Origin of the sequence: Aurantimonas sp. (assembly GCF_964217435.1) — a bacterium.
Taxonomy (GTDB): Bacteria; Pseudomonadota; Alphaproteobacteria; order Rhizobiales; family Rhizobiaceae; genus Aurantimonas; species Aurantimonas coralicida.
Window position 1 is genome coordinate 108,955 of the sequence record NZ_CAXPJM010000053.1, and the last position, 22,039, is coordinate 130,993.

General features: G+C 65.8%; 26 protein-coding genes. 3 read left to right on the forward strand and 23 right to left on the reverse strand.

Features of this window, described 5'->3' with window-relative positions:
- The first annotated feature begins 17 nt into the window (after positions 1-17).
- The 3 genes from ACEQX1_RS17945 to ACEQX1_RS17955 all read left to right on the forward strand — a co-directional run bounded on the left by ACEQX1_RS17945 (position 18) and on the right by ACEQX1_RS17955 (position 2,729).
- Entirely contained in the window at positions 18-1,217 is a 1,200-nt protein-coding gene (locus ACEQX1_RS17945) for an MFS transporter (protein ID WP_370197282.1), read from the forward strand.
- Positions 1,218-1,409: 192 nt separating this feature from the next.
- Complete coding sequence (rpmG, locus tag ACEQX1_RS17950; protein ID WP_024351709.1) at positions 1,410-1,577, forward strand: 50S ribosomal protein L33; 168 nt, start codon at positions 1,410-1,412, stop codon at positions 1,575-1,577.
- A 144-nt stretch (positions 1,578-1,721) separates the two neighbouring features.
- Positions 1,722-2,729, forward strand: coding sequence for a hypothetical protein (locus ACEQX1_RS17955; protein ID WP_370194253.1), 1,008 nt, complete (start codon positions 1,722-1,724; stop codon positions 2,727-2,729).
- Between the two features lie 55 nt (positions 2,730-2,784).
- On the opposite strand, the gene ACEQX1_RS17960 is transcribed toward ACEQX1_RS17955, so the two are convergent.
- The 23 genes from ACEQX1_RS17960 to rpsN all read right to left on the reverse strand — a co-directional run bounded on the left by ACEQX1_RS17960 (position 2,785) and on the right by rpsN (position 22,019).
- Positions 2,785-4,317: an acyl-CoA carboxylase subunit beta gene (locus tag ACEQX1_RS17960; protein WP_370197284.1), complete on the reverse strand. Its 1,533-nt coding sequence runs from the start codon at positions 4,315-4,317 to the stop codon at positions 2,785-2,787.
- Positions 4,318-4,420: 103 nt separating this feature from the next.
- Positions 4,421-5,143: an ATP12 family chaperone protein gene (locus ACEQX1_RS17965; RefSeq protein ID WP_370192296.1), complete on the reverse strand. Its 723-nt coding sequence runs from the start codon at positions 5,141-5,143 to the stop codon at positions 4,421-4,423.
- 93 nt (positions 5,144-5,236) lie between these two features.
- On the reverse strand, positions 5,237-5,944 hold the full coding sequence (locus ACEQX1_RS17970; RefSeq protein ID WP_370192295.1) for an HAD-IA family hydrolase: 708 nt from the start codon (positions 5,942-5,944) through the stop codon (positions 5,237-5,239).
- On the reverse strand, positions 5,944-6,930 hold the full coding sequence (locus ACEQX1_RS17975) for an RluA family pseudouridine synthase (RefSeq protein WP_024351704.1): 987 nt from the start codon (positions 6,928-6,930) through the stop codon (positions 5,944-5,946). Before ACEQX1_RS17975 ends, ACEQX1_RS17970 begins: the two co-directional genes overlap by 1 nt.
- 37 nt (positions 6,931-6,967) lie before the next feature.
- Positions 6,968-7,345, reverse strand: a complete 378-nt coding sequence (gene crcB, locus ACEQX1_RS17980; protein WP_370192293.1) for a fluoride efflux transporter CrcB — start codon at positions 7,343-7,345, stop codon at positions 6,968-6,970.
- Between the two features lie 141 nt (positions 7,346-7,486).
- Positions 7,487-9,103 carry a BCCT family transporter gene (locus ACEQX1_RS17985; RefSeq protein WP_370197286.1) on the reverse strand — a complete coding sequence of 539 codons (1,617 nt, stop codon included), beginning with the start codon at positions 9,101-9,103 and terminating at the stop codon, positions 7,487-7,489.
- Positions 9,104-9,249: 146 nt separating this feature from the next.
- Positions 9,250-10,608, reverse strand: coding sequence for a replication-associated recombination protein A (locus ACEQX1_RS17990; protein ID WP_370197288.1), 1,359 nt, complete (start codon positions 10,606-10,608; stop codon positions 9,250-9,252).
- A gap of 1 nt (position 10,609) precedes the next feature.
- Positions 10,610-12,166 (reverse strand): DegQ family serine endoprotease, encoded by a 1,557-nt coding sequence (locus ACEQX1_RS17995; protein ID WP_370197290.1) that lies wholly within the window; start codon positions 12,164-12,166, stop codon positions 10,610-10,612.
- Positions 12,167-12,357: 191 nt separating this feature from the next.
- The gene (locus tag ACEQX1_RS18000; RefSeq protein WP_370192291.1) at positions 12,358-12,753 is read right to left on the reverse strand and encodes a hypothetical protein; all 396 of its coding nucleotides are present in this window, start codon (positions 12,751-12,753) and stop codon (positions 12,358-12,360) included.
- A 10-nt stretch (positions 12,754-12,763) separates the two neighbouring features.
- The gene (locus tag ACEQX1_RS18005) at positions 12,764-13,798 is read right to left on the reverse strand and encodes an NAD-dependent epimerase/dehydratase family protein (RefSeq protein WP_370192290.1); all 1,035 of its coding nucleotides are present in this window, start codon (positions 13,796-13,798) and stop codon (positions 12,764-12,766) included.
- 145 nt (positions 13,799-13,943) lie between these two features.
- A complete protein-coding gene (rplQ, locus tag ACEQX1_RS18010; protein WP_009209711.1) occupies positions 13,944-14,366 on the reverse strand; it encodes a 50S ribosomal protein L17 in 423 nt (140 codons plus the stop codon).
- Between the two features lie 149 nt (positions 14,367-14,515).
- On the reverse strand, positions 14,516-15,544 hold the full coding sequence (locus ACEQX1_RS18015) for a DNA-directed RNA polymerase subunit alpha (RefSeq protein WP_009209712.1): 1,029 nt from the start codon (positions 15,542-15,544) through the stop codon (positions 14,516-14,518).
- Between the two features lie 116 nt (positions 15,545-15,660).
- Positions 15,661-16,050 (reverse strand): 30S ribosomal protein S11, encoded by a 390-nt coding sequence (rpsK, locus tag ACEQX1_RS18020; protein ID WP_009209713.1) that lies wholly within the window; start codon positions 16,048-16,050, stop codon positions 15,661-15,663.
- Positions 16,051-16,154: 104 nt separating this feature from the next.
- Positions 16,155-16,523: a 30S ribosomal protein S13 gene (rpsM, locus tag ACEQX1_RS18025; RefSeq protein ID WP_009209714.1), complete on the reverse strand. Its 369-nt coding sequence runs from the start codon at positions 16,521-16,523 to the stop codon at positions 16,155-16,157.
- Between the two features lie 209 nt (positions 16,524-16,732).
- Positions 16,733-17,386, reverse strand: a complete 654-nt coding sequence (locus ACEQX1_RS18030) for an adenylate kinase (protein ID WP_370192288.1) — start codon at positions 17,384-17,386, stop codon at positions 16,733-16,735.
- A complete protein-coding gene (gene secY, locus ACEQX1_RS18035) occupies positions 17,383-18,726 on the reverse strand; it encodes a preprotein translocase subunit SecY (RefSeq protein ID WP_024351698.1) in 1,344 nt (447 codons plus the stop codon). Before secY ends, ACEQX1_RS18030 begins: the two co-directional genes overlap by 4 nt.
- 137 nt (positions 18,727-18,863) lie before the next feature.
- Entirely contained in the window at positions 18,864-19,331 is a 468-nt protein-coding gene (rplO, locus tag ACEQX1_RS18040) for a 50S ribosomal protein L15 (protein WP_009209717.1), read from the reverse strand.
- Between the two features lie 120 nt (positions 19,332-19,451).
- A complete protein-coding gene (rpmD, locus tag ACEQX1_RS18045; protein WP_024351697.1) occupies positions 19,452-19,655 on the reverse strand; it encodes a 50S ribosomal protein L30 in 204 nt (67 codons plus the stop codon).
- Between the two features lie 54 nt (positions 19,656-19,709).
- Positions 19,710-20,267, reverse strand: coding sequence for a 30S ribosomal protein S5 (rpsE, locus tag ACEQX1_RS18050; protein WP_009209718.1), 558 nt, complete (start codon positions 20,265-20,267; stop codon positions 19,710-19,712).
- A gap of 89 nt (positions 20,268-20,356) precedes the next feature.
- Positions 20,357-20,719 carry a 50S ribosomal protein L18 gene (gene rplR / locus ACEQX1_RS18055; RefSeq protein WP_009209719.1) on the reverse strand — a complete coding sequence of 121 codons (363 nt, stop codon included), beginning with the start codon at positions 20,717-20,719 and terminating at the stop codon, positions 20,357-20,359.
- An 8-nt stretch (positions 20,720-20,727) separates the two neighbouring features.
- On the reverse strand, positions 20,728-21,261 hold the full coding sequence (gene rplF / locus ACEQX1_RS18060) for a 50S ribosomal protein L6 (RefSeq protein ID WP_009209720.1): 534 nt from the start codon (positions 21,259-21,261) through the stop codon (positions 20,728-20,730).
- 41 nt (positions 21,262-21,302) lie between these two features.
- Positions 21,303-21,701 (reverse strand): 30S ribosomal protein S8, encoded by a 399-nt coding sequence (gene rpsH, locus ACEQX1_RS18065; RefSeq protein WP_009209721.1) that lies wholly within the window; start codon positions 21,699-21,701, stop codon positions 21,303-21,305.
- A gap of 12 nt (positions 21,702-21,713) precedes the next feature.
- Positions 21,714-22,019, reverse strand: a complete 306-nt coding sequence (gene rpsN, locus ACEQX1_RS18070) for a 30S ribosomal protein S14 (RefSeq protein ID WP_009209722.1) — start codon at positions 22,017-22,019, stop codon at positions 21,714-21,716.
- Between the last annotated feature and the right edge of the window lie 20 nt (positions 22,020-22,039).

Below are 22,039 nucleotides of genomic sequence, written 5' to 3' on the forward strand. Positions count from 1 at the left end.
AACGGGGGCGGTGACCGATGGACAGGCAAACCGCCGACAACATCGTGGCCGAAGCGGAAGCCGAGATCGAACGGGTCGACTGGGTTGCCGCCGGCGCCGCCATCGCTTCGATCAGCGCCGTCGGCATCGCGCTCGGTCTCGGACTGCCGCTGCTCAGCGTCATCCTCGAAAGCCGCGGCATCTCCACCACGATGATCGGCGCCAACACGGCTGTCGCGGGCGTCGCTTCGCTGCTGGCCGCGCCGCTCGTGACGCCCATTGCGCGTGTCCTCGGCGTGCGGCTGTCGATGCTGATCGCGATCGTGCTGTCCGGCGTCTCGGCTCTCGGCTTCTACTATTTCACCGCCTTCTGGACGTGGTTCCCGTTGCGACTGGTCTTCCACTTCGCCATCACCGCGCTGTTCGTCCTGTCGGAGTTCTGGATCAATGCCGCCGCGCCGCCGAGCCGTCGCGGCTTCATCCTCGGCATCTATGCGACCGTCCTGTCGCTCGGCTTCGCGCTTGGCCCCTACATCTTCTCGGTGGTGGGCTCGCAGGGCTTCCTGCCCTTCGCGATCGGCTCAGGCGTCATCTTCGCCTCGGCAATCCCGCTGCTGTTCGCCTGGGACCGCCAGCCAGCGCTGGGCGAGCGGCGCCACGGGGCGTTCTGGCGGCATATCGTGTCGGTTCCCACGGCCACCGGTGCGGTGCTGATCTTCGGCGCGGTCGAAGCCGGGGGATTCGCCCTCTTCCCGATCTATGGCGAGCGCCTCGGCTATACGGAGGCCGCGGCGGCGCAACTGCTCATCGCCATCGGACTCGGCAACGTCCTGATGCAGATCCCGATCGGGCTGATTTCCGACCGGGTACGGGACCGGCGCTCGCTGCTGACCCTGTTTGCGGCGGTCGGACTGGTCGGCACACTCTGCCTGCCGCTTCTGGGCACCGACTGGTGGCTGATGGCGAGCCTTCTGTTCCTGTGGGGCGGCGTTGTCGCCGGGCTCTACACGGTCGGCCTCGCCCATCTCGGCTCGCGACTCGGAGGCGCCGATCTTGCCGCCGCCAACGCCGCCTTCGTGTTCTGCTATTCGGCCGGCATGCTGGTCGGTCCGCAAACCATCGGGTCTTCGATGGATCTCTTCGGCTACAACGGATTTGCCTGGGCCTTGGCGCTGTTCTTCGGGCTTTATCTGGTTCTCACCGTCGCCCGCATGGTCTGGGCCCGCGACCGGTCTTGACTTGGCTGCCGTCATGGCTATGGTCCGGCTCGAATTCGCCGACGCCCTGCGCCGGCGCATCGTCGCGTGCTACCGCTGCAGCGGCTTTTCGCGAATCGAACAATTTGGGTTTCCGCCGTCATCTGGACGAACGGCACCGGCACAGGGCCGGTCGGTTCGAGACGCGGCACGCATCAGCGAACGGATAGGGCCATGGCCAAGGCAACCACGATCAAGATCAAGCTCCTCTCGACCGCCGACACCGGCTTCTTCTACGTCGCGCGCAAGAACAGCCGCACGATGACGGAGAAGATGGTCAAGACCAAGTACGACCCGGTCGCGCGCAAGCACGTCGAGTTCCGCGAAGCCAAGATCAAGTAAGCTCCGGCAGGCCTTCGCCTGCCAGGGACGAATCGAGCGCCGCTCCGGCAACGGGGCGGCGCTTTTCGTCGTTCAGGCGGCGGTTGTGCGCGGGCACAACCCAGAGTACCGTGACCATGCGGCAGATGCATGCGGAGCCCGGACATGGCGAAGCATCTGATTCTGGTTCACGGGCGCTCGGTGAAACCAGCCGGCAGCCTGATGGCGGCGATGGTCGAGACGGCCCTTCGCGAAGGGTTGCGACGGGCCGATGCCCGGATCGCGCTGGCTGATCTCCAAGCCGACGACCTCAAGATGTCCTTCATCTATTACGGCGACATCAACAACGAGATCGCCGCGGCCGATCCTGCCGAGCGCGCCATCCTCACCGCGACCAACGATCCGCGCTATGCGTTCCGGCCGGCCCTGCCCTTCGACCTGATCGAGGCCGGCTACGCCCTCACCTCGGCGCTGCGCCGCTTCAACCGGACGACCTATCGCGCCGTCCTCGCCGAGGCGGAGGACTGGCGGCTGCTCGACGAGGCGGCGGATATCGCCAGCCTGTTCGGCCAGCTCTTCACCTTCGGCTTTCTGAACGATCGGCTGATCTCCAGCGCGCTGCCGGATTTCTCGGCCTATCTCACCTCGCAGATCGTTTCCTCGGCGATCCGCAGCCGGCTGCAGTCGGTGCTCCTCCCGGCGATGGAGGCGCGCGACGACATCTGTCTCCTGACCCACAGCATGGGCTGCATCGTCGCCTGGGACGTGTTGTGGAAGCTGTCCTACATGAGCGAATACGAGCCGCTCCGGGCGCGTGGCGGCCATGTCGCGCGCTGGATCACCGGCGGCTGCCCGCTGGGCGAACCGGGCGTGCGGCGCAATCTGCTGGGCGGCTGGGCGCGGGCGAACGAGGAATTTCCACGGCAGATCCGGCAATGGCGCAACATCCACGCCGAGGACGACTACATCGCCCATGTCGAGCGGATGCGGTCCACCTTCGGCGCCATGATGCGCGCCGGCTTCGTCGGGCAGATCAGCGACCGCAAGATTTACAATTGCTGGCACTATGCGGATGCGGCGACCGGGGCCCTCGTCTCCAACCCGCACGATCTCTACGGCTACCTGATGCACCCGGCGATGGGCGCCGCCATCGCCGAATGGGCCCAGCACTGATCGCCGGCATGCCAGGCAGGCCGAGCGCTCCTCGCCGCCCTGTCCTCAGCTCCCCTTACAGCGGGATGTTGTCGTGCTTCTTCCAGGGGTTCTCGAGATCCTTGTTGCGCAGCATCGCCAGCGCCCGCGAGACCCGGCGGCGGGTCGAATGCGGCATGATCACCTCGTCCACATAGCCCCGCTCGGCAGCGACGAAGGGCGACAGGAAGCGCTCCTCGTAGGCCTTGGTGTGGGCCGCCAGCTTCTCCGGATCCTTGGCGTCCTTGCGGTGGATGATCTCCGACGCCCCCTTGGCGCCCATCACGGCGATCTGCGCCGTCGGCCAGGCATAATTGATGTCGCCGCGCAGATGCTTGGACGCCATGACGTCATAGGCGCCGCCGAAGGCCTTGCGGGTGATCACCGTCACCTTCGGCACGGTCGCCTCGGCATAGGCGAAGAGCAGCTTGGCGCCGTGCTTGATCAGGCCGCCATATTCCTGCGCGGTCCCCGGCAGGAAGCCCGGCACGTCGACGAAGGTCACCACGGGGATCGAGAAGCAGTCGCAGAAGCGCACGAAGCGCGCGGCCTTGCGCGAGGCATCGGAATCGAGAACGCCGGCCAGCACCATGGGCTGGTTGGCGACGATGCCGACGGTGCGGCCCTCGATGCGGCCGAAGCCGGTGACGATATTGCCGGCGAAGGCGGCCTGGATCTCGAAGAAGTCGCCCTCGTCGACGGTCTTCCGGATCAGTTCCTTGATGTCGTACGGCTTGTTGGCGTTGTCCGGGATCAGCGTGTCCAGCGACACGTCCTCGGCGGTCACCGACTGGCTGTAGTCGAGTTCGGGCACCGGCGAGGTGTTGGAGGCCGGCAGGAAGTCGATCAGCCGGCGCATCTGCAGCAGCGCGTCGACGTCGTTGTCATAGGCACCGTCGGCGATCGACGACTTCACCGTATGGATGGAGGCGCCGCCCAGCTCCTCGGCCGTCACCGTCTCGTTGGTCACGGTCTTCACCACGTCGGGACCGGTGACGAACATGTAGGAGGTGTCGCGGACCATGAAGATGAAGTCGGTCATCGCCGGCGAATAGACGTCGCCGCCCGCGCAGGGACCCATGATCACCGAGATCTGCGGAATGACGCCGGAGGCCAGCACGTTGCGCTGGAAGATCTCGGCATAACCGCCGAGCGCTGCGACGCCCTCCTGGATGCGCGCGCCGCCGGCGTCGTAGAAGCCGATGATCGGGGCACGGTTGCGCAAGGCGAGGTCCTGGACCTTCTGCACCTTTTCGGCATGGGCTTCCGACAGGGAGCCACCCAGCACGGTGAAATCCTTCGCGAAGACGAAGACGGTGCGGCCGTTGACCGTGCCCCAGCCGGTGACGACGCCGTCGCCGGGATAATGCTGCTGGTCCATGCCGAAATCGGTCGCCCGGTGCTGGACGAACATGTCGAACTCCTCGAAGGAGCCCTCATCCAGAAACACCGTCAGCCGCTCGCGGGCGGTCAGCTTGCCCTTGGCGTGCTGGGCCTCGATCCGCTTCCTGCCGCCGCCTTCGCGGGCCTTCTCGCGCCGCGCCTCGAGTTCCGACAGCATGTCGCGCATTGCCTGTTTCCTCACCTGTTGCGTCTGTACGCGGTCCTTGCGACCGTTCTGCCCTGCGGGCAGACCATAGCAGTGCCGCCGCCCGGGTCGAGCGGCGGCCGGCTTATTCGGTGTCCAGAAGGACGGCCGCGACCTGCATTTCCTGCCAGCGCAGTTCGCGGCGGGCGCTTGCCTCGTCGTCGGCGCCCCATTGTTCGATGTTCCAGTCCTCGTCGACATGGGCCCGCAGCCACACGTCCTTGGCCGTCAGATGCCCTTCGGCAAGGGCAAGGGCCAGCAGCGCCGACCCGGTCAGGGTCGTCGCCTGATGCATGGCCGCGACCTTGAAGGGATCGTCGATCCCGGCGAGGCGCTCCCGGAACGCGGCGATCGCGGCAGGCGGCTGGGCGACATGCATGACGCCCTCGGTCAGAAGATAGCGGGCGCCGAAGCTGTCCCGCGCCCAGTCGAGCACCGGGTCCCAGAGTTCCTGCTGGCGCGCCACCAGCCGTTCCGGCGTGCCAGCGCGATAGAACAGGAGATCGGTCTCGATATAGCGGGCGAGATCGTCGCGAACCGGAATCGGATCGTCGGCGATCGCCTCGACCACGGTGTTGACCAGCCGGGTCATCGGCATGGTCGCCGGATCGATGCGCTCGCGCTGGGCATCCCATTCGGCGGCGACCACCTCGGCGGCCCTCCGCATGGGGACGGCGAGCGGCCGTCGGCCGGGCGTCTTCACCGGCCGGCCATCGAGGAGGACCGCGAAGCCGTCGTCGGTCGGCGCCAGCGTCACCTCGCTGTAGAAGCGCTTCGGCAGTTCAGCCTTCGCCTTGTCCTGCGTCATCCGTGTCTCTCATCTTGCGTGCCGCACACAGAGCGCTGTCACCCGTGGCGCACCACATACCATTGTCGTCAACCGGCCTCGCCGGGACCTGCCCTACAGCGCCGGAGCGGCTTGCCGCATCGCGGGCTGGACGGTCAGGTCCGCCAGCCAGCGATCGACGCTCTCGACCAGCCCGGTCACGGTTTCGGCGACGGCATAGGCGCCGGAGGCAAGCAGCGGCGCCGGCTCATGCGTGCCCCAGGCTACCCCCAAAGCCGCGGCGCCCGCGGCCCGGGCCATTTCCATGTCGAAGACCGAATCGCCGACGACCAGCGCGTCGCGCGGCGCAACTCCGAAGACCGTGCAGCATTCCTCGACCATCGCCGGGTGTGGCTTGGACGGGCAGTCATCGGCCGTGCGGACCGCGAGGAAGGCGTCGGTCAGGCCATGGGCCTCGCAGATCGAGGCGACGCCGCGGCGCGACTTGCCGGTCACCAGCCCGACGAACACATCGTCGCGCGCTGCCAGATCCTGGACCAGCGCCTTCATGCCGGGAAACAGGTGCTCGCGGAAATCGGGATCGGCGCGCTGGATCCGGAAGGCCTGCCGGTAACCGTCGACGAGGGTCGCGACGAGCGCCGGCTCGGCCACGGGATGCAGCCGCCGGATCGCCTCGTCGAGGGACAGGCCGATAATGCCCCGCGTCGCGGCATCCTCGGGCGCCGGCAGGCCGTGCGCTTCGAAGGCCAGGCGCATCGTGGCGCAGATGACCCCGCAGGAATCGGCGATCGTGCCGTCGCAATCGAACAGAACGGCCTTCATCAGTCGTTCATCGCCGTTTCGTCGAAGCCGAACAGATTGAAGGTCTGGATCATGTGGGGCGGCAGCGGCGCGATCTGGTCGATGAAGCCGCCGCTCGGATGCGGGATGACGATGCGGCGCGCGTGGAGGTGCAGCCGCTTCTGGACGCCGCCCGGAAACTCCCAGTTGGTGTCGTGCTCGAAATATTTCGGGTCGCCCAGGATCGGGTTGCCGATATGCAGCGCGTGAACGCGCAGCTGGTGGGTCCGGCCGGTATAGGGCTCCATCTCCACCCAGGAGAAGTTTTGCGCCAGGTTCTCGATGACCCGGTAATGGGTGAGCGCATGGTCGGCGCCCTCCTCGCCGTGCTTGGCGGTCCGCATACGGTCGCCGTCCGGCGTCTGTTCCTTGACCAGGAAGGTCGAGATGCGGCCCTCATGGGGCACCGGCACGCCCTTGAGGATGGCCCAGTAGGTCTTCTTGGTGTCGCGCTCGCGGAACGCCTTGGTCAGCGCGGTCGCCGCGCCGCGGGTGCGGGCCACGACGAGGACGCCGGAGGTGTCGCGGTCGAGGCGGTGCACCAGGCGGGGCTTCTCGCCCTTGCGGCTGCGCCAGGCCTCCAGCATCTTGTCGACATGCCGGTTCAGGCCGGAGCCACCCTGCACCGCCAGACCCGCCGGCTTGTTGAAGACGAAGACCTTCTCGTCCTCGTAGATGAGCATCTGCGACAGCACCTCGTCATCGTGCTTGTCGCGCATGGTGTTGGCCGTCAGCGGCCCGATCTTCGGACGCCCCGCATCGCCGCTCATCGGCGGAATGCGAACCATCTGCCCGGGCTGCACCCGCGTATCGGTCTTGGCGCGACCGCCGTCGATGCGCACCTGTCCCGAGCGCAGCAGCTTCTGCAGATGGCCGAAGCCCAGTCCGGGGTAGTGCAGCTTGAACCAACGATCGAGGCGCAATCCCGCCTCGTCATCCTCGATCCGTCTTTGTTCGACCGACGCCATTATCTCATGCCTTCCGCTTGAACTGGTGCAGATAGCATCAGGCGAGCCCGCGCGCGAGGGCGAGACCGGCAAACAACGCCGCGATCCCCACAACCACCGACCCGATCACGTAGATCGCGGCCAATGTGTGGGATCCGCGCTCGGCCAACGCCATCGCATCGAGCGAAAAGGTCGAGAAGGTGGTGAAGCCGCCCAGGCATCCGGTGGCGACGAACAGGCGAACTTCCTGCGAGGCTCCGAAGCGGCGCGCCGCCAGCTCAATGAACAGCCCCATCAGGAACGAGCCGGAGACATTCACGAAAACCGTGCCCCACGGAAATCCCGCGCCGAACAGGCGCATGGCGGCGATACCGGAGAGGTGCCGGAGGGTGGCGCCGACGGCACCGCCGGCGGCAACGAGGAGAAGCTGTGACATGGCCGCCTTCTAACCGATGGCGCGACGTGGCGTAAGATGCCGGGGAAGCCCGGTGTCGGCGGGCCGAGAGAGCCGTCCGAACGCAAAACGGCGGGACCAGTGGCTGGCCCCGCCGTCGAATTCTCGTCCTGGGAAGGTGGCCTACTCGGCGGCGCGCGCTTCCGCCTCGGCGTGCTGCTGGAACGGCTGCTTCAGCTCCCCATGGAGGCCGCGCAGCGTCGAATAGCATAGCACGAGCAGCAGCACCGCGAAGGGAAGCCCCGTCGTGATCGCCGCCCCCTGCAGGGCCGCCAGACCACCGCCGATCAGCAGCGTGATCGCCACCAGACCTTCGAAGGTTGCCCAGAAGATGCGCTGGGGCACCGGCGCGTCGATCTTGCCGCCTGCCGTGATCGTGTCGATCACCAGCGAGCCGGAGTCCGACGAGGTGACGAAGAACACGATCACCAGGATGATGCCGATGAACGAGCTGATCGAGGACAGCGGCAGCTCGCCGAGCATGGCGAACAGCTTCACCGACAGGTCGGCGTCCACGATCCCGGTGTAGCCGGCGATCGTTTCGGTCAGCGCGGTGCCGCCGAAGATCGTCATCCAGATCACCGATACGACGGTCGGGATGAGCAGCACGCAGGTGATGAACTCACGCACTGTGCGACCGCGCGAAACGCGGGCGATGAACATGCCGACGAAGGGCGACCAGCTGATCCACCAGGCCCAGTAGAAGGTCGTCCAGCCGGTGCGATAGCCATCATCGGTCCGACCGAACGGGTTCGACAGCGGGATCACCTCGCGTAGATAGGCGACCGAGTTGCCGAAGAAGCCGTAGACGAGATCCATCGTCGGCCCGACTGCAAAGATGAACAGCATCAGCAGCAGCGCCAAGACCATGTTCAGCTCCGACAGCCGCTTCACGCCACCGTCGAGGCCGGCCACGACCGACACCAGCGCGACGGCGGTGATCAGGCAGATCAGCACGATCTTGGACAGGAGCGAATCCGGCACGCCGAACAAGAAGTTGAGACCGGACACCGCCTGCTCCGCACCGAAGCCGAGCGAGGTCGCCAGACCGAACAGCGTGGCGAACACCGCCAGGATGTCGATCAGATGGCCGGGCCAGCCCCAGGTCTTCTCGCCGAGCAGCGGATAGAAGGCCGAGCGGATCGTCAGAGGCAGACCGAGATTGTAGCTGAAGAAGGCCAGGGCCAGGGCGACCACGGCGTAGATCGCCCAGGGATGCAGCGCCCAATGGTATATCGTGGCGGCCATGCCGAGACGGCGTGCCGCCTCGATGTCACCGGGTGCGCCACCCAGCGGTGCAGCTGAGCCGCCTTCCATGGCGGCAGTGAAATGGGTGATCGGCTCGGACACGCCGTAGAACATCAGGCTGATGCCCATGCCGGCGGCGAACAGCATCGCGAACCAGCCGAAATAGCCGTAGTCCGGACGCGCGTCCTTACCGCCGAGCCGGATCTTGCCGTAGGGCGAGACGATCAGGAACAGGCAGAACAGCACGAAGATGTCGCCGGCGATGATGAACAGCCAGTCGAAGGTGTTGGTGATCGCCGGGCGCAGCCACCCGAAGAAGCCGTCGGCCATCGTCGGGAACAGCAGGGTGAAGGTGACGAAGGCGATGATGACGCCGGCGGAAATCGGGAAAACCGGATTATGAATATCCAGCCCGAACCGTTGCATGTTGTCTTGACCGACCTCGTAATCGGTTATCGAATGTTCGGCCAATTGGCCCGGTTCGAGAGACATCTGAACCTCGCTTTGCACGATTATGGAAATTCGGGGCGTCAAACGAAGCCCGGACGTTCAAGCCGCCATATTGCCACAGATCGGGCACGCGGACACTCCGGCGATATTCTCACCGGTGCTGATTACTTGGCGTCGCCGGAAAAGTATCAACCCCTGCGGTCACGATTGCGGCGAAGTTTCGCCCAATTTTGAAGCCGGTCGCCGATCGGGATCTCTGCACCACGATCAGTCGGCCGGTAGAATTGCTGCCGGTCCATCTCGTCCGGAAAATAGTCCTGACCGGAAAACGCGTCGGGCGCGTCATGGTCATAGGCGTATCCGGAGCCGTAGCCCTCGTCGCGCATCAGCGCAGTCGGGGCGTTGAGAATGTGTTTCGGCGGCAGCAACGAGCCGTGTTCCTTCGCCGCGCGCATGGCCGCCTTGTAGGCGGTGTAGACGGCGTTGGATTTCGGTGCGCTCGCCAGATAGACGGTCGCCTCGGCCAGCGCGAGTTCGCCCTCCGGCGATCCGAGATAGTCGAAGGCGTCCTTGGCAGCGAGCGCAATGCCCAGCGCGCGGGGATCGGCCAGTCCGATATCCTCGGAAGCCATGCGCACCAGACGGCGGCCGAGATACAGGGGGTTCTCCCCTGCGTCAAGCATGCGGCACAGCCAGTAGAGGGCAGCGTCCGGGTCCGAGCCGCGCACCGACTTGTGCAGCGCGGAGATCAGATTGTAGTGGCCGTCCTGGCCCTTGTCGTAGACCGGCGCGCGCCGCTGGACGATCTCCTGCAGGCCCGCCGCGTCGAAGATCTCGCCCTTGCGGCTGGCGCGCCAGACCTCCTCGGCCAGCGTCAGCGCGGCACGTCCGTCGCCATCCGCCATGCGCAGCAGCACCGCCCGCGCCTGCTCGTCGAGCGGCAAAGCCATGCCCTCGGTCGCCTCGGCCCGCTCCAGCAGCTTCACGAGGCTGGCCGAACCATGCGGCTTGAAAGTCAGCACCCGTGCGCGCGACAGGAGAGCGGCGTTGAGCTCGAAGGACGGGTTCTCGGTCGTCGCGCCGACGAGGACGACGGTGCCGTCCTCCATGACCGGCAGGAAGGAATCCTGCTGCGCGCGGTTGAAGCGGTGGATCTCGTCGACGAAGAGCAGCGTGCGCCTGCCGTTGGAGCGACGCAGCCGCGCCGCCTCGAACATCTTCTTCAAATCGGCGACGCCGGAAAAGATCGCCGAGATCTGCTCGAAGGCGTAGTCCACCTCATGGGCGAGCAGCCGCGCCACGGTGGTCTTGCCGGTGCCCGGTGGACCCCAGAAGATCATCGAACCGAGGCTCGTGGCCTCGAGCATGCGCGACAGGACCCCGCCCTCGCCCGTCAGATGTTCCTGGCCGACGACCTCGCCGAGTTGCCGCGGCCGCAACCGGTCGGCCAGCGGTCGGGAGCGGTCGTTCCGATCGTCCACCGCCGCTGCGGATGGACGCAGCCGCTCGCTCGGAGTGCCGCCACCGTCGCCGAAGAGATCCGCCATGTCAGCGCACCCGCCGCGCCAGTCGGCGTCCGTTCCGGTCGATCTCGAAGCTCCAGCCGCGATTGCTGTCGATGGCTGCAGCCTCCAGTGCCCTCGTGGTCATCACAGGCTCGCCGTTGACGGCGAGGACGATGTCCCCCGGCCGCAGCCCGAAACGCTGCGCGAGCGAGCCACGGGCGACCTCCGCCACGAGGACGCCGGTCTTTTCGAGCGGCATGCCGAACTCCTCCGCAACGCGCGGCGACAGGTTGAGGACGGTGGCACCGGCGAACGGATTCTGCCCGTCGATGGTGAGCGCGTCGCGCGGCGGTATCTCCGGCGCCGGCTGCAGCGGCAGTTCCAGCGTCCGGCGCTCGTCGCCGCGCAGCACCGTCAGACTCACGGTCTTGCCGATCCCGGCCGTCGCCAGCCGGTAGCCCAGGGCATCTGCGCCGCCGATCTCGAGGCCATCCACCGCCAGGATCACGTCGCCGACCGTAAGACCAGCGGCCTCGGCGGGTCCGCCGGGCATGATGCCCCGGACAAGAGTCCCCGACGGGCGGTCGAGCCCCACCGCCTCGGCGATGTCGGCGGTCACCGGCACGAAGCTCGCCCCGATGAAGGGCCGCTCGAAGCGCCCCCCGGCCTTGGCCGAACGGATGAAGCTCGCGACCATGTTGGCAGGGATCGCGAAGCCGACGCCGTTCGAGCCGCCCGAGCGCGAGAAGATGGCGGTGTTCACCCCGACCAGTTCCCCCGACATGCCGATCAGCGCGCCGCCGGAATTGCCGGGATTGATCGCCGCGTCGGTCTGGATGAAGAAGCCGAAATCGTCGACGCCGATATGGGTTCGAGCGAGCGCCGAGACGATGCCGCTGGTCACCGTCTGGCCGATGCCGAAGGGATTGCCGATCGCCAGCACGAGATCGCCGATCTGCAGCTGGTCCGAATCGGCGATCGGCAGGGTCGGGAACGGCCCCTCGCCCTCGATCTTCAGCACCGCCAGATCGACGCTTTCGTCCTTGAGCAGAACCTCGGTTTTGAACTCGCGCCCGTCGGCGAAGCCGATCTTCACCTCGTCGGCATCGGCCACGACGTGATTGTTGGTGACCACGAGCCCCGACGCATCGACGATGACGCCGGAGCCGAGGGACGATTCCATCCGCGGCTGGCGGTTGCGCGGCTGGCCGAAGAACTGACCGAAGAAGGGATCGCCGGCGAAGGGCGAGCGCTGCGCCGGGACGGCCCGCGCGGCATAGACATTGACCACCGCAGGCGCGGTCCGCTTCACCAGCGGCGCGAAGGAAAGCTGGATCTGCGCCTGGCTCTCCGGCACGCGGGCATCGGCCTCGCCGACGGGGGATGACGGCACCGGCTTCCCGGCCGGGGCGGTGTCGGCCTCGGCGACGCGGGTCTCGCCGTCATCGAGGGGGACGAACCCATCGCCCGGCGCCGCGCTGCCCGCCGCATCCTGCCCCAGGGACGGCTTCGGATCGTCGCCGTCGAAGACGTCGAGATAGGGGGCCGCGAGTACCCCGGCGCCAATCAGTAGACCCGCGAGAATCAGTTTCATCTGCATATCCGGTCCGCCGTGGTGGCTCGGCAGCATCGGACCGGCACCCGGAACAGGCGCTGGAACCGGATGCTCCCCTGCGAAAGGTCAAACGCCGCGCAGTGGCGGCCTGCTTTCGCATAGACCAGACCGCGGACGCGAAAAAGGGGCCGTTGCGGCCCCTTCCTCGTCATTCCGATCTGTGTGGCTGACGTCGCCTAGTCTGCGACCGCCGTCTGCGTGCTGGTCGCAACCGCCTCGTCAGGCAGGTCGGCCGTCGCGTAGCTGGCGGTCAGGACGCCAAATGCCGCCATGGCACACAGGAGGGTCAGAAAAGTGCGTCGCATGGAGAGCCGGCCCGTGGTGTTCATGATGTCCGCATTTTTCATAGAAGTTGTTTCATCCGCGTAAATGTCGCCACTTTTGCGTGGCTGCGTCCCGTTCTTGAGGGCAAAAGCGTTCGGCCGCCAAAAGGTTGCCTCGTTTTGAACGAAATTTCTGCTGGCTCCCCCGAGATCCCGCCTATGCCACGCCCCGACGGCCCTCGCCATGGCATTTGCATCACACTCACCGAATACGCGAAATGCGTAGCAGCCGAAGCTGGAGCGGCCCATGCGCGGCCTCTCAGGCGGTCCGCGGCAGCTGCGCGATGCTCTGCGCCATCGCGGCGACAGCGTCCTCCGGCGACCGTGCCGACAGGCCGAGGATGTCGCGCGCTGGCGTGGTGTCGAGCGATTTGCGACGACCGAGTTCGGGCACGGCGGCGCGTGCCTGCGCCGACAGGATCGCAGCAAGCCGCACGACGCGGTCGGGCAATGTCCAGCGCGGCAGGCGGCGTGCCTCACCGGGGCAGGCTTCGCCCACCACCTTGCCGATCTCGATCAGGCTCAGCGTGCCGCTGGACAGGGCGAAGCGCCGTCCGGACGCTGACGGCGCCGTCATCGCCGCCAGATGCGCGTCGGCGACGTCGCGGACGTCGGCGAGCGCGAAGGCGAGATCGGGAACGACGGGCATACGGCCCCCCATCACGGCCCGGATCAGCGCGGCCGAGGTGCCCTCGCCGCCTGCCGCACCTGCCCCCAGCAGCGGGCCAAGCACGAGAGCTGGATTAATCGCGACCAGGTCGAGCCCCGCGTCTCGCGCTGCATCCCAGGCGGCCCGTTCGGCCAGGGTCTTCGACAGGGCGTAGGCGGAGATGTCGGGGCTTTGCGTGTCCGACCAGTCGGCCTCGCCGTAGGACTCGCCGGGGCGCGGGGGATGGGCCGAATAGATCGCCGCGGCCGACGACGTCAGGACGACCCGCTCGGCGCCGGCGCGTTCCGCGGCGGCCATCACCCGCAGGGTGCCGTCCACTGCGGCCGGAACCAGCGCATGCCGGTCGCTTGGCGGGCTGGCAGGAAATGGCGATGCGGTGTGCAGCACATAGCGGCAGCCCGACGCCGCCTCCATCCAGCCGACGGCGTCGGTGAGGTCCGCAGCGAACAGGGACAGGCGATCGATATCCGCCCCGGCGGCGGCGAGGAGACGGCGAACGGCGTCTGCCTTGTCGAGCCCGCGCACCGTTCCGCGGACATCATAGCCGGCCTCGAGCAGGCGCAGCGCCACATGGCCCGCGATGAAGCCCGATATGCCGGTAAGCAGCACCCGATCCCGCGCCATCGCTAGCCTCCTCGTTCGTGCTGTCCCACCCGCACGACGACGCGCGGGTCAGCCGGCCACCCTCCGGCAGATAGCGTGGGGTGGAGCGGACAAGAAAAAGGGGCCCCATGGGCCCCTCGTTCCTTCGTTCCGATGATCGGGTCGATCAGGCTGCGTCGAGCTCGCCTTCGGCCTCGACGCGCTCGCGATCGATGGCGCCACGGGCTTCCGGGTCACGATCGACGAACTCGATGACGGCCAGCGGGGCGTTGTCGCCGCGACGGAAGCCGGCCTTCAGAACGCGGGTGTAACCGCCGTTGCGCTCGGCATAACGCGGAGCCAGCGTGTCGAACAGCTTGCCGATGACCGACGGGTCGCGAACCTGCGAGATCGCCTGGCGGCGCGCATGCAGATCGCCGCGCTTGCCCAGCGTGATCATCTTCTCGACGATCGGGCGCAGTTCCTTGGCCTTCGGCAGGGTGGTCACGATCTGCTCGTGCAGGATCAGCGAAGCGACCATGTTGGCGAACATCGCCTTACGGTGGCTGGCGGTACGATTAAGCTTACGACCGCGTTTTGCGTGGCGCATGGGATTTCCTCAAGTCAAATAAGCCGGCGTCATAGCGCCGGAAGTCGGGATCTTTGCGTCCCTGCCCCGTTCTCGGGACAGGCCGCCGTTCCTTTGAATGATTGAAATCCTCCCGCCGACGCTGGGCGCCGGCGGGAGGCAGTCTCGTTCTAGTACTGGTCTTCGTAGCGCTTGGCCAGATCGTCGATGTTCTCCGGCGGCCAATCCGACACTTCCATGCCGAGATGCAGCCCCATGGACGCGAGAACTTCCTTGATCTCGTTGAGCGACTTGCGGCCGAAATTCGGCGTACGCAGCATCTCCGCCTCGGTCTTCTGAATCAGATCACCGATATAGACGATGTTGTCGTTCTTCAGGCAGTTCGCCGAACGCACGGACAGCTCGAGCTCGTCGACCTTCTTGAGCAGCGCCGGGTTGAAGGCCAGCTCGGCCATCTGTTCCTCGGCACCGGCCGGCGCGCGCTGGTCGCGCTGCGGCTCCTCGAAGTTCACGAACACCGAAAGCTGGTCCTGCAGGATGCGCGCGGCGTAGGCCACGGCGTCCTCGCCGCTGATCGAGCCATCGGTCTCGATCTGCATGGTCAGCTTGTCCTTGTTCAGGTCCTGACCCTCGCGGGTCGCCTCGACCTTGTAGGACACCTTCTTGACCGGCGAGAACAGCGAATCGACCGGGATCAGCCCGATCGGCGCATCCTCGGCGCGGTTCTGATCAGCCGGGACGTAACCCTTGCCGGTGTTGACCGTGAACTCCATACGGATCTCGGCGCCCTCGTCGAGGGTGCAGATCTCGTGCTCGGGGTTCAGGACCTCGATGTCGCCGACCGTCTGGATGTCGCCGGCGCGGACGATGCCCGGGCCCTGCTTGCGCACCACCATCCGCTTCGGGCCTTCGCCCTGCATGCCGATGTTGATTTCCTTGACGTTCAGGACGATGTCCGTGACGTCTTCACGGACGCCCGGGATCGAGGAGAACTCGTGCAGAACGCCGTCGATCTGGATGGCCGTGATGGCGGCACCCTGGAGCGACGACAGAAGAACGCGACGCAGCGCGTTGCCGAGCGTCAGGCCGAAGCCGCGCTCCAGCGGCTCGGCCGTCAGGGACGCCTTCGAACGGCTTCCGCCATTCTTGAACACCACCTGGTTCGGCTTGGTAAGATCTTGCCAATTGCTAGCAATCATGCGGATGCCTTTCAGTTTCCTCGCCACCATCCAATCGTGGCGATAGGTCTGAGTGCGGAAGGCGGAACCCTTCCTGTCGGCTGCACACCGCGCTCAGACGAACGCGGCGAAAAGCATCAGACGCGGCGCTTCTTCCGGGGACGCACGCCGTTGTGCGGGATCGGCGTGACATCACGGATCGAGGTGATCGTGAAACCGGCGGCCTGCAGCGCGCGGAGCGCCGACTCGCGACCCGAACCCGGACCGCGGACTTCGACCTCGAGGGTCTTCATGCCGTGTTCCTGCGCCTTCTTGGCGGCGTCCTCGGCAGCGACCTGCGCGGCGAACGGCGTCGACTTGCGCGAGCCCTTGAAACCCTGCGCGCCAGCCGACGACCAGGCAATCGAGTTGCCCTGCGCGTCGGTGATGGTGATCAGCGTGTTGTTGAAGGTCGAGCTCACATGGGCGACGCCCGACGTGATGTTCTTGCGCTCGCGACGGCGAACGCGCTGTGCTTCTTTAGCCATTAAACTGTCCTGTTGATATCGACACCGCCGTAATTCCGGCAGCTACACCACGGCGCGCCCGAGGACGCGCCGCATCGTATGAAACGGTTCCGGAAGGACCCGTCTTACTTCTTCTTGCCGGCGATCGCCTTTGCCGGACCCTTGCGGGTGCGGGCATTGGTGTGCGTGCGCTGACCGCGAACCGGAAGGCTGCGACGATGACGCAGGCCGCGGTAGCAGCCGAGGTCCATCAGACGCTTCACGTTCATTGCGGTCTCGCGACGCAGATCGCCCTCGACGCGGTAGTCGCGGTCGATGATCTCGCGGATCTGCAGGACTTCAGCGTCGGTCAGGTCGTTGACGCGGCGCTCGTCGCCGAGATTGACCTTCTTGACGATGTCCTTGGCATGGGCAGCGCCGATACCATGGATGTACTGCAGCGCGATGACGACGCGCTTGTTGGTCGGGATGTTGACGCCAGCGATACGGGCCACAACCATACTCCTAGAATTAGATGGGCTCTGGGCCCGCCATACACAAGATGCGGAGCCCTGCAGCCGAAAGCGACCGATGCAGGACTCCGAATGAAGACATGCGCCGATCGCTAAGGATTCGCGAATAGCGCAGGCTATAGATCAGCGGGGCTTGACAAGTCAACCGCCCGCCCCTTGCGGCGGCCGTGGCCGCCGCCGGTTTCGACGCGTCAGGCCTTGCCCGAAACGATGCGCTCGATGCTCTCAGTCACCACGTCGATGGGCTGCATGCCGTCGACGGCACGCAGCGTGCCCTTGCAGTGGTAGTAACCGACCAGCGGCGAGGTGTCCTTGTAATAGGACCGCAGCCGCGTGCGCATGGTCTCGGCATTGTCGTCGGGACGGCGTTTGAAATCCGTCGAGCCGCAGACGTCGCAGACGCCCTCGACCTTCGGACGCTTGTCCTCGTCGTGATAGACCGCGCCGCAGCTGGCGCAGGAGAAGCGACCGGAGACGCGGTTGACGAGGATATCGTCATCGACCTTGATCTCGATCACATGATCGAGCTTCAGGCCCTTGCGTTCCAACATCGCCTCGACCGCATCGGCCTGGTTCAGCGTCCGCGGATACCCGTCGAGGATGAAGCCCTCGGCGCAGTCCGCCTCGTCGATCCGCTCGGAGACGATCGCGTTGACGATGTCGTCCGAGACGAGATTGCCGGAATCCATCACCGCCTTGGCTTTCAGTCCGACTTCGGACTGGGCGGTCACAGCGGCCCGCAGCATGTCGCCGGTCGAGAGCTGCGGGATCTTGTGCGTTTCGATCAGGCGCTGCGCCTGGGTGCCCTTCCCGGCTCCCGGCGGCCCCAACAATATCAGCCTCATCTGGCCCCCCGTCTTCCACCCCTGAGTTTCGCCTTCTTCACGAGGCCCTCATACTGGTGCGCCAGGAGGTGCCCCTGCACCTGCGCGACAGTATCCATCGTGACGCTGACGACGATCAGCAGCGACGTGCCGCCAAGATAGAACGGGACACCCACGGCCGAGATCAGGAATTCCGGCAGAAGACAGATGATCACCAGGTAGATGGCACCGACAACCGTGATGCGGGTCAGCACGTAGTCGATGTATTCGGCCGTGCGCTCGCCCGGACGGATGCCCGGAATGAAGCCGCCATGCTTCTTCAGATTGTCGGCCGTGTCCTTCGGATTGAACACGACGGCCGTGTAGAAGAAGGCGAAGAACGCGATCAGGCCGGCATACATCGCCATGTAGAGCGGCTGGCCGTGGCCGAGCGAGGCGATCGTCGCCGACGCCCAGCCCGGCAGATCCTCCGTGCTGGTGAAATTCGCGATCGTCACCGGCAGAAGCAGGAGCGAGGAGGCGAAGATCGGCGGGATGACGCCGGCGGTGTTCAGCTTCAGCGGCAGGTGCGACGTGTCGCCCTGGAACATCCGGTTGCCGACCTGGCGCTTGGGATACTGGATCAGCAGGCGGCGCTGGGCGCGCTCGAAGAACACGATGACCGCAATGCAGGCGACCGCCACGACGATCACCAGGAGGATCACAGCGGTGGACAGCGCGCCGGTGCGGCCGAGCTCGAGGAGATTCGCGATCGCCGAGGGCAGATGCGCCACGATGCCGGCGAAGATGATCAGCGAAATGCCGTTGCCGATGCCGCGGGCGGTGATCTGCTCGCCGAGCCACATCAGGAACATGGTGCCGCCGACCAGCGTGATCACCGCGGAGACCTGGAAGAACATCCCTGGATCGACGACGATGCCGGGCTGGGTCTGCAGGCCGGCGGCGATGCCATAGGCCTGGACCGTGGCCAAAAGCACGGTGCCGTAGCGGGTGTACTGATTGATGACCTTGCGGCCCTGCTCGCCTTCCTTCTTCAGCTGCTCGAGCGACGGAATGACCGACGTCATCAGCTGAATGATGATGGAAGCGGAGATGTAGGGCATGATTCCCAGCGCGAAGATCGCCATGCGTCCGACGGCACCGCCGGAAAACATGTTGAACAGACCGAGAATGCCGGTCGACTGCTGCTGGAAGGCCTGCGCGAGTGCGTCAGGGTTGATGCCCGGCATCGGAATATAGGTGCCGAGCCGATACACCAGAAGCGCACCCAGGGTGAACCAGATGCGCTTCTTGAGATCCTCAGCCTTCGCAAAGGCCGAAAAGTTCAAATTCGCGGCGAGTTGTTCCGCAGCCGATGCCATACTTTACCTGTCTCCGGGGTTGTCCGGCGGGTCGGCATCGAATGCGCGCCCGTACCGTCAGCCGCGCCGTCTACCGGCGGGCTCCTCCATGAGGAAGACCGAGAGATAGACGCCGCGTCCGCCGGGTGCAAGAAGCCTTAGGCTTCCGCTCCCACGGTCTTGATGGAACCACCAGCCTTCTCGACCTTCTCGACGGCCGACTTGGAGGCGCCATCGACGAGGAAGGAGACCTTGGCGGTCAGTTCGCCGTCGCCCAGGACGCGCACGCCGTCCTTGGCGCGACGCACCAGACCGGCAGCCTTGAGGGCTGCGAGATCGACCGTCGCCGAGGCGTCGAGCTTGCCGGCGTCGATCGCCTGCTGCACGCGTCCGAGCGACACGACGTTGAAGTTCTTGGCGAAGATGTTGACGAAGCCACGCTTCGGCAGACGGCGGAACAGCGGCATCTGGCCGCCCTCGAAGCCGTTGATCGAGACGCCCGAACGGGACTTCTGTCCCTTGACGCCACGACCACCGGTCTTGCCCTTGCCCGAACCGATTCCGCGACCGACACGCTTGCGCGAGTGGGTCGCGCCCTCGACGTCGGAAATCTCATTGAGTTTCATGTTGCTTCTCCTGGTCTACCGGAGGGTGGGCAACGCCCTGCCCTGCGCGGTAGCCCGATGCTCTGGCAAAATTACGGTCTGGTGCGGCCGCGCCCAACGCGATGCCGCTCCACGCACTCGTCAGGCCGGCTCGACCACGCGCACGAGATGGGCGACCTTGGCGATCATCCCACGCACGGCGGGGGTGTCCTCGAGCGTCCGGCGACGGTGCATCTTGTTCAGCCCCAGGCCGATCAGCGTCTGGCGCTGGTCGGCGGAGCGACGGATGGGGCTGCCGGTCTGCACGACGGTGACGGTGCTGCCTGCGGTTTTTGTTTCGGCCATCGATTGGCTCCTTCAGTCAAAGCGCGAGGAGTTCGCCGAACTCCCCGCATCCAATCAATCCTCGGAAGCGGCCTGCGCACCGATGACTTCCCGGCGACGTGCCTGGAGCTCGGAGTACTTGATGCCGCGACGCGAAGCGACGTCCTTCGGATGCATGGCCTGCTTCAGGCCGTCGAAGGTCGCGCGAACCATGTTGTAGGGGTTCGACGAGCCTAGCGACTTGGCAACGACGTCATGCATGCCGACGGCTTCGAAGACGGCGCGCATCGGACCGCCGGCGATGATGCCGGTACCAGCCTCGGCGGCGCGCAGGATGACCTTGCCGGCGCCGTGGCGACCGCTGACGTCATGATGCAGCGTGCGACCGTCGCGCAGCGGCACGAAGATCAGATCGCGCTTGGCGGCTTCCGTCGCCTTGCGGATGGCCTCCGGCACTTCGCGTGCCTTGCCGTGGCCGAAGCCGACGCGGCCCTTCAAGTCGCCGACGACGACGAGGGCGGCGAAGCCGAAGCGACGGCCACCCTTGACCACCTTGGCAACGCGGTTGATGTGAACGAGCTTGTCGACGAAACCGTCATCGCGGTCTTCACGTCGATCGTTACGAGGCGCCATATCCTGTTCCTTGTTCTTTTCCGGAGGCGTCTGTCGGTGGCGACCGCGTCAAGCGGCCGCAATGGTACGGGCGATGCGCCCGAGCGGCCTCAGAAGTTGAGACCGCCTTCACGTGCCGATTCGGCGAGCGCCTTGATCCGGCCGTGATAGATGAACGCGCCACGATCGAAAACCACGTCGGTGACGCCGGCTTCCTTCGCACGCTCGGCGACCAGCTTGCCAACCGCCGCAGCGGCCTCGGTGTCGGCACCCGTCTTCAGCTGCGAACGCAGCGAGGTGTCGAGGGTCGAGGCAGCGGCGAGCGTACGGCCCGCGGTGTCGTCGATGATCTGCGCATAGATGTTCTTCGAAGAACGATGGACGGACAGCCGAGGACGACCGTTCGCCACCTTCTTGATCGAGCGGCGGATGCGCGAGGCCCGCCGTCGCAGATTTTCCTTCAAGGTAGCCATTACGAGCCCTACTTCTTCTTGCCCTCTTTGCGGACGATCGTCTCGTCAGCATATTTGACGCCCTTGCCCTTGTAGGGCTCGGGGCCGCGGTACTCGCGAATCTCTGCCGCAACCTGCCCGACCCGTTGACGGTCGATGCCCGAGATGACGATCTCGGTCGGCTTGGGCACGGTGATCTGGATACCTTCCGGCACCGGGTAGATCACATCGTGCGAGAAGCCAAGGGCCAGCTGCAGGTTCTTGCCCTGCAGCGAGGCACGATAGCCGACGCCGTTGATCTCGAGCTTCTTCTCGAAGCCCGTCTTCACGCCGTTGACGATGTTGGAGATCATCGTGCGGGACATGCCCCACTTGGAGCGTGCATCCTTGGAATTGTCGCGCGGATCCACCTGGACCGCGCCGTCTTCCATCTTCACGAGGACTTCCTCGTTCACCACGAAGGTGAGCTCGCCCTTAGGGCCCTTTGCCGTCACGGTCTGACCGTCGACGGTGGCAGAGACACCCTCCGGCAGTGCGATCGGCTTCTTACCAATACGAGACATTTCGAAACCCTGTGCGTTCGCTGGGCGTCAGTGCCGCCGCGTCAGAAGACGCGGCAGAGCACCTCGCCGCCGACATTCTGTTCACGGGCGCTATGGTCGGCCATGACGCCCTTCGGCGTCGACAGGACCGAGATGCCCAGACCGTTCGCGACCTGCGGAATCGTCTTGGCCGACACATAGACGCGACGACCAGGCTTCGAGACGCGGGCGATCTCCCGGATGACGGGTCCGCCTTCGTAGTACTTCAGCTCGATTTCGTACTCGGACTTGCCGGCAACGAACTCGGTCTGGGTGTAGCCACGGATGTAGCCCTCGTCCTTGAGGACGTCGAGCACACGGCCGCGCAGCTTCGACGCGGGCGTCGTCACCGAGGACTTGTTGCGCATGATGGCGTTGCGGATACGGGTCAGCATATCGCCGAGCGGATCAGACAAAGACATGTCTATACCTCCTTACCAGCTCGACTTCACGATACCGGGGATCTGGCCATTGTTGCCCAGGTCCCGGAGCGCAATGCGGCTCATCTTCAGCTTGCGATAGTAGGCGCGCGGACGGCCCGTCACCTCGCAGCGGTTACGAATGCGAACCTTCGACCCGTTCCGCGGCAGTTCCGCGAGCTGGAGCTGCGCCTGAAAGCGCTCTTCCATGGGGGCGTCGGCATTCTTGGTGATCGCCTTCAGAGCAGCCCGCTTGGCGGCGTATTTCGCCACCATCTTCTGACGGTGCTTGTTCTGCTCGATCATGCCCTTTTTGGCCATTATCTCGTCCTTTGCTCGTC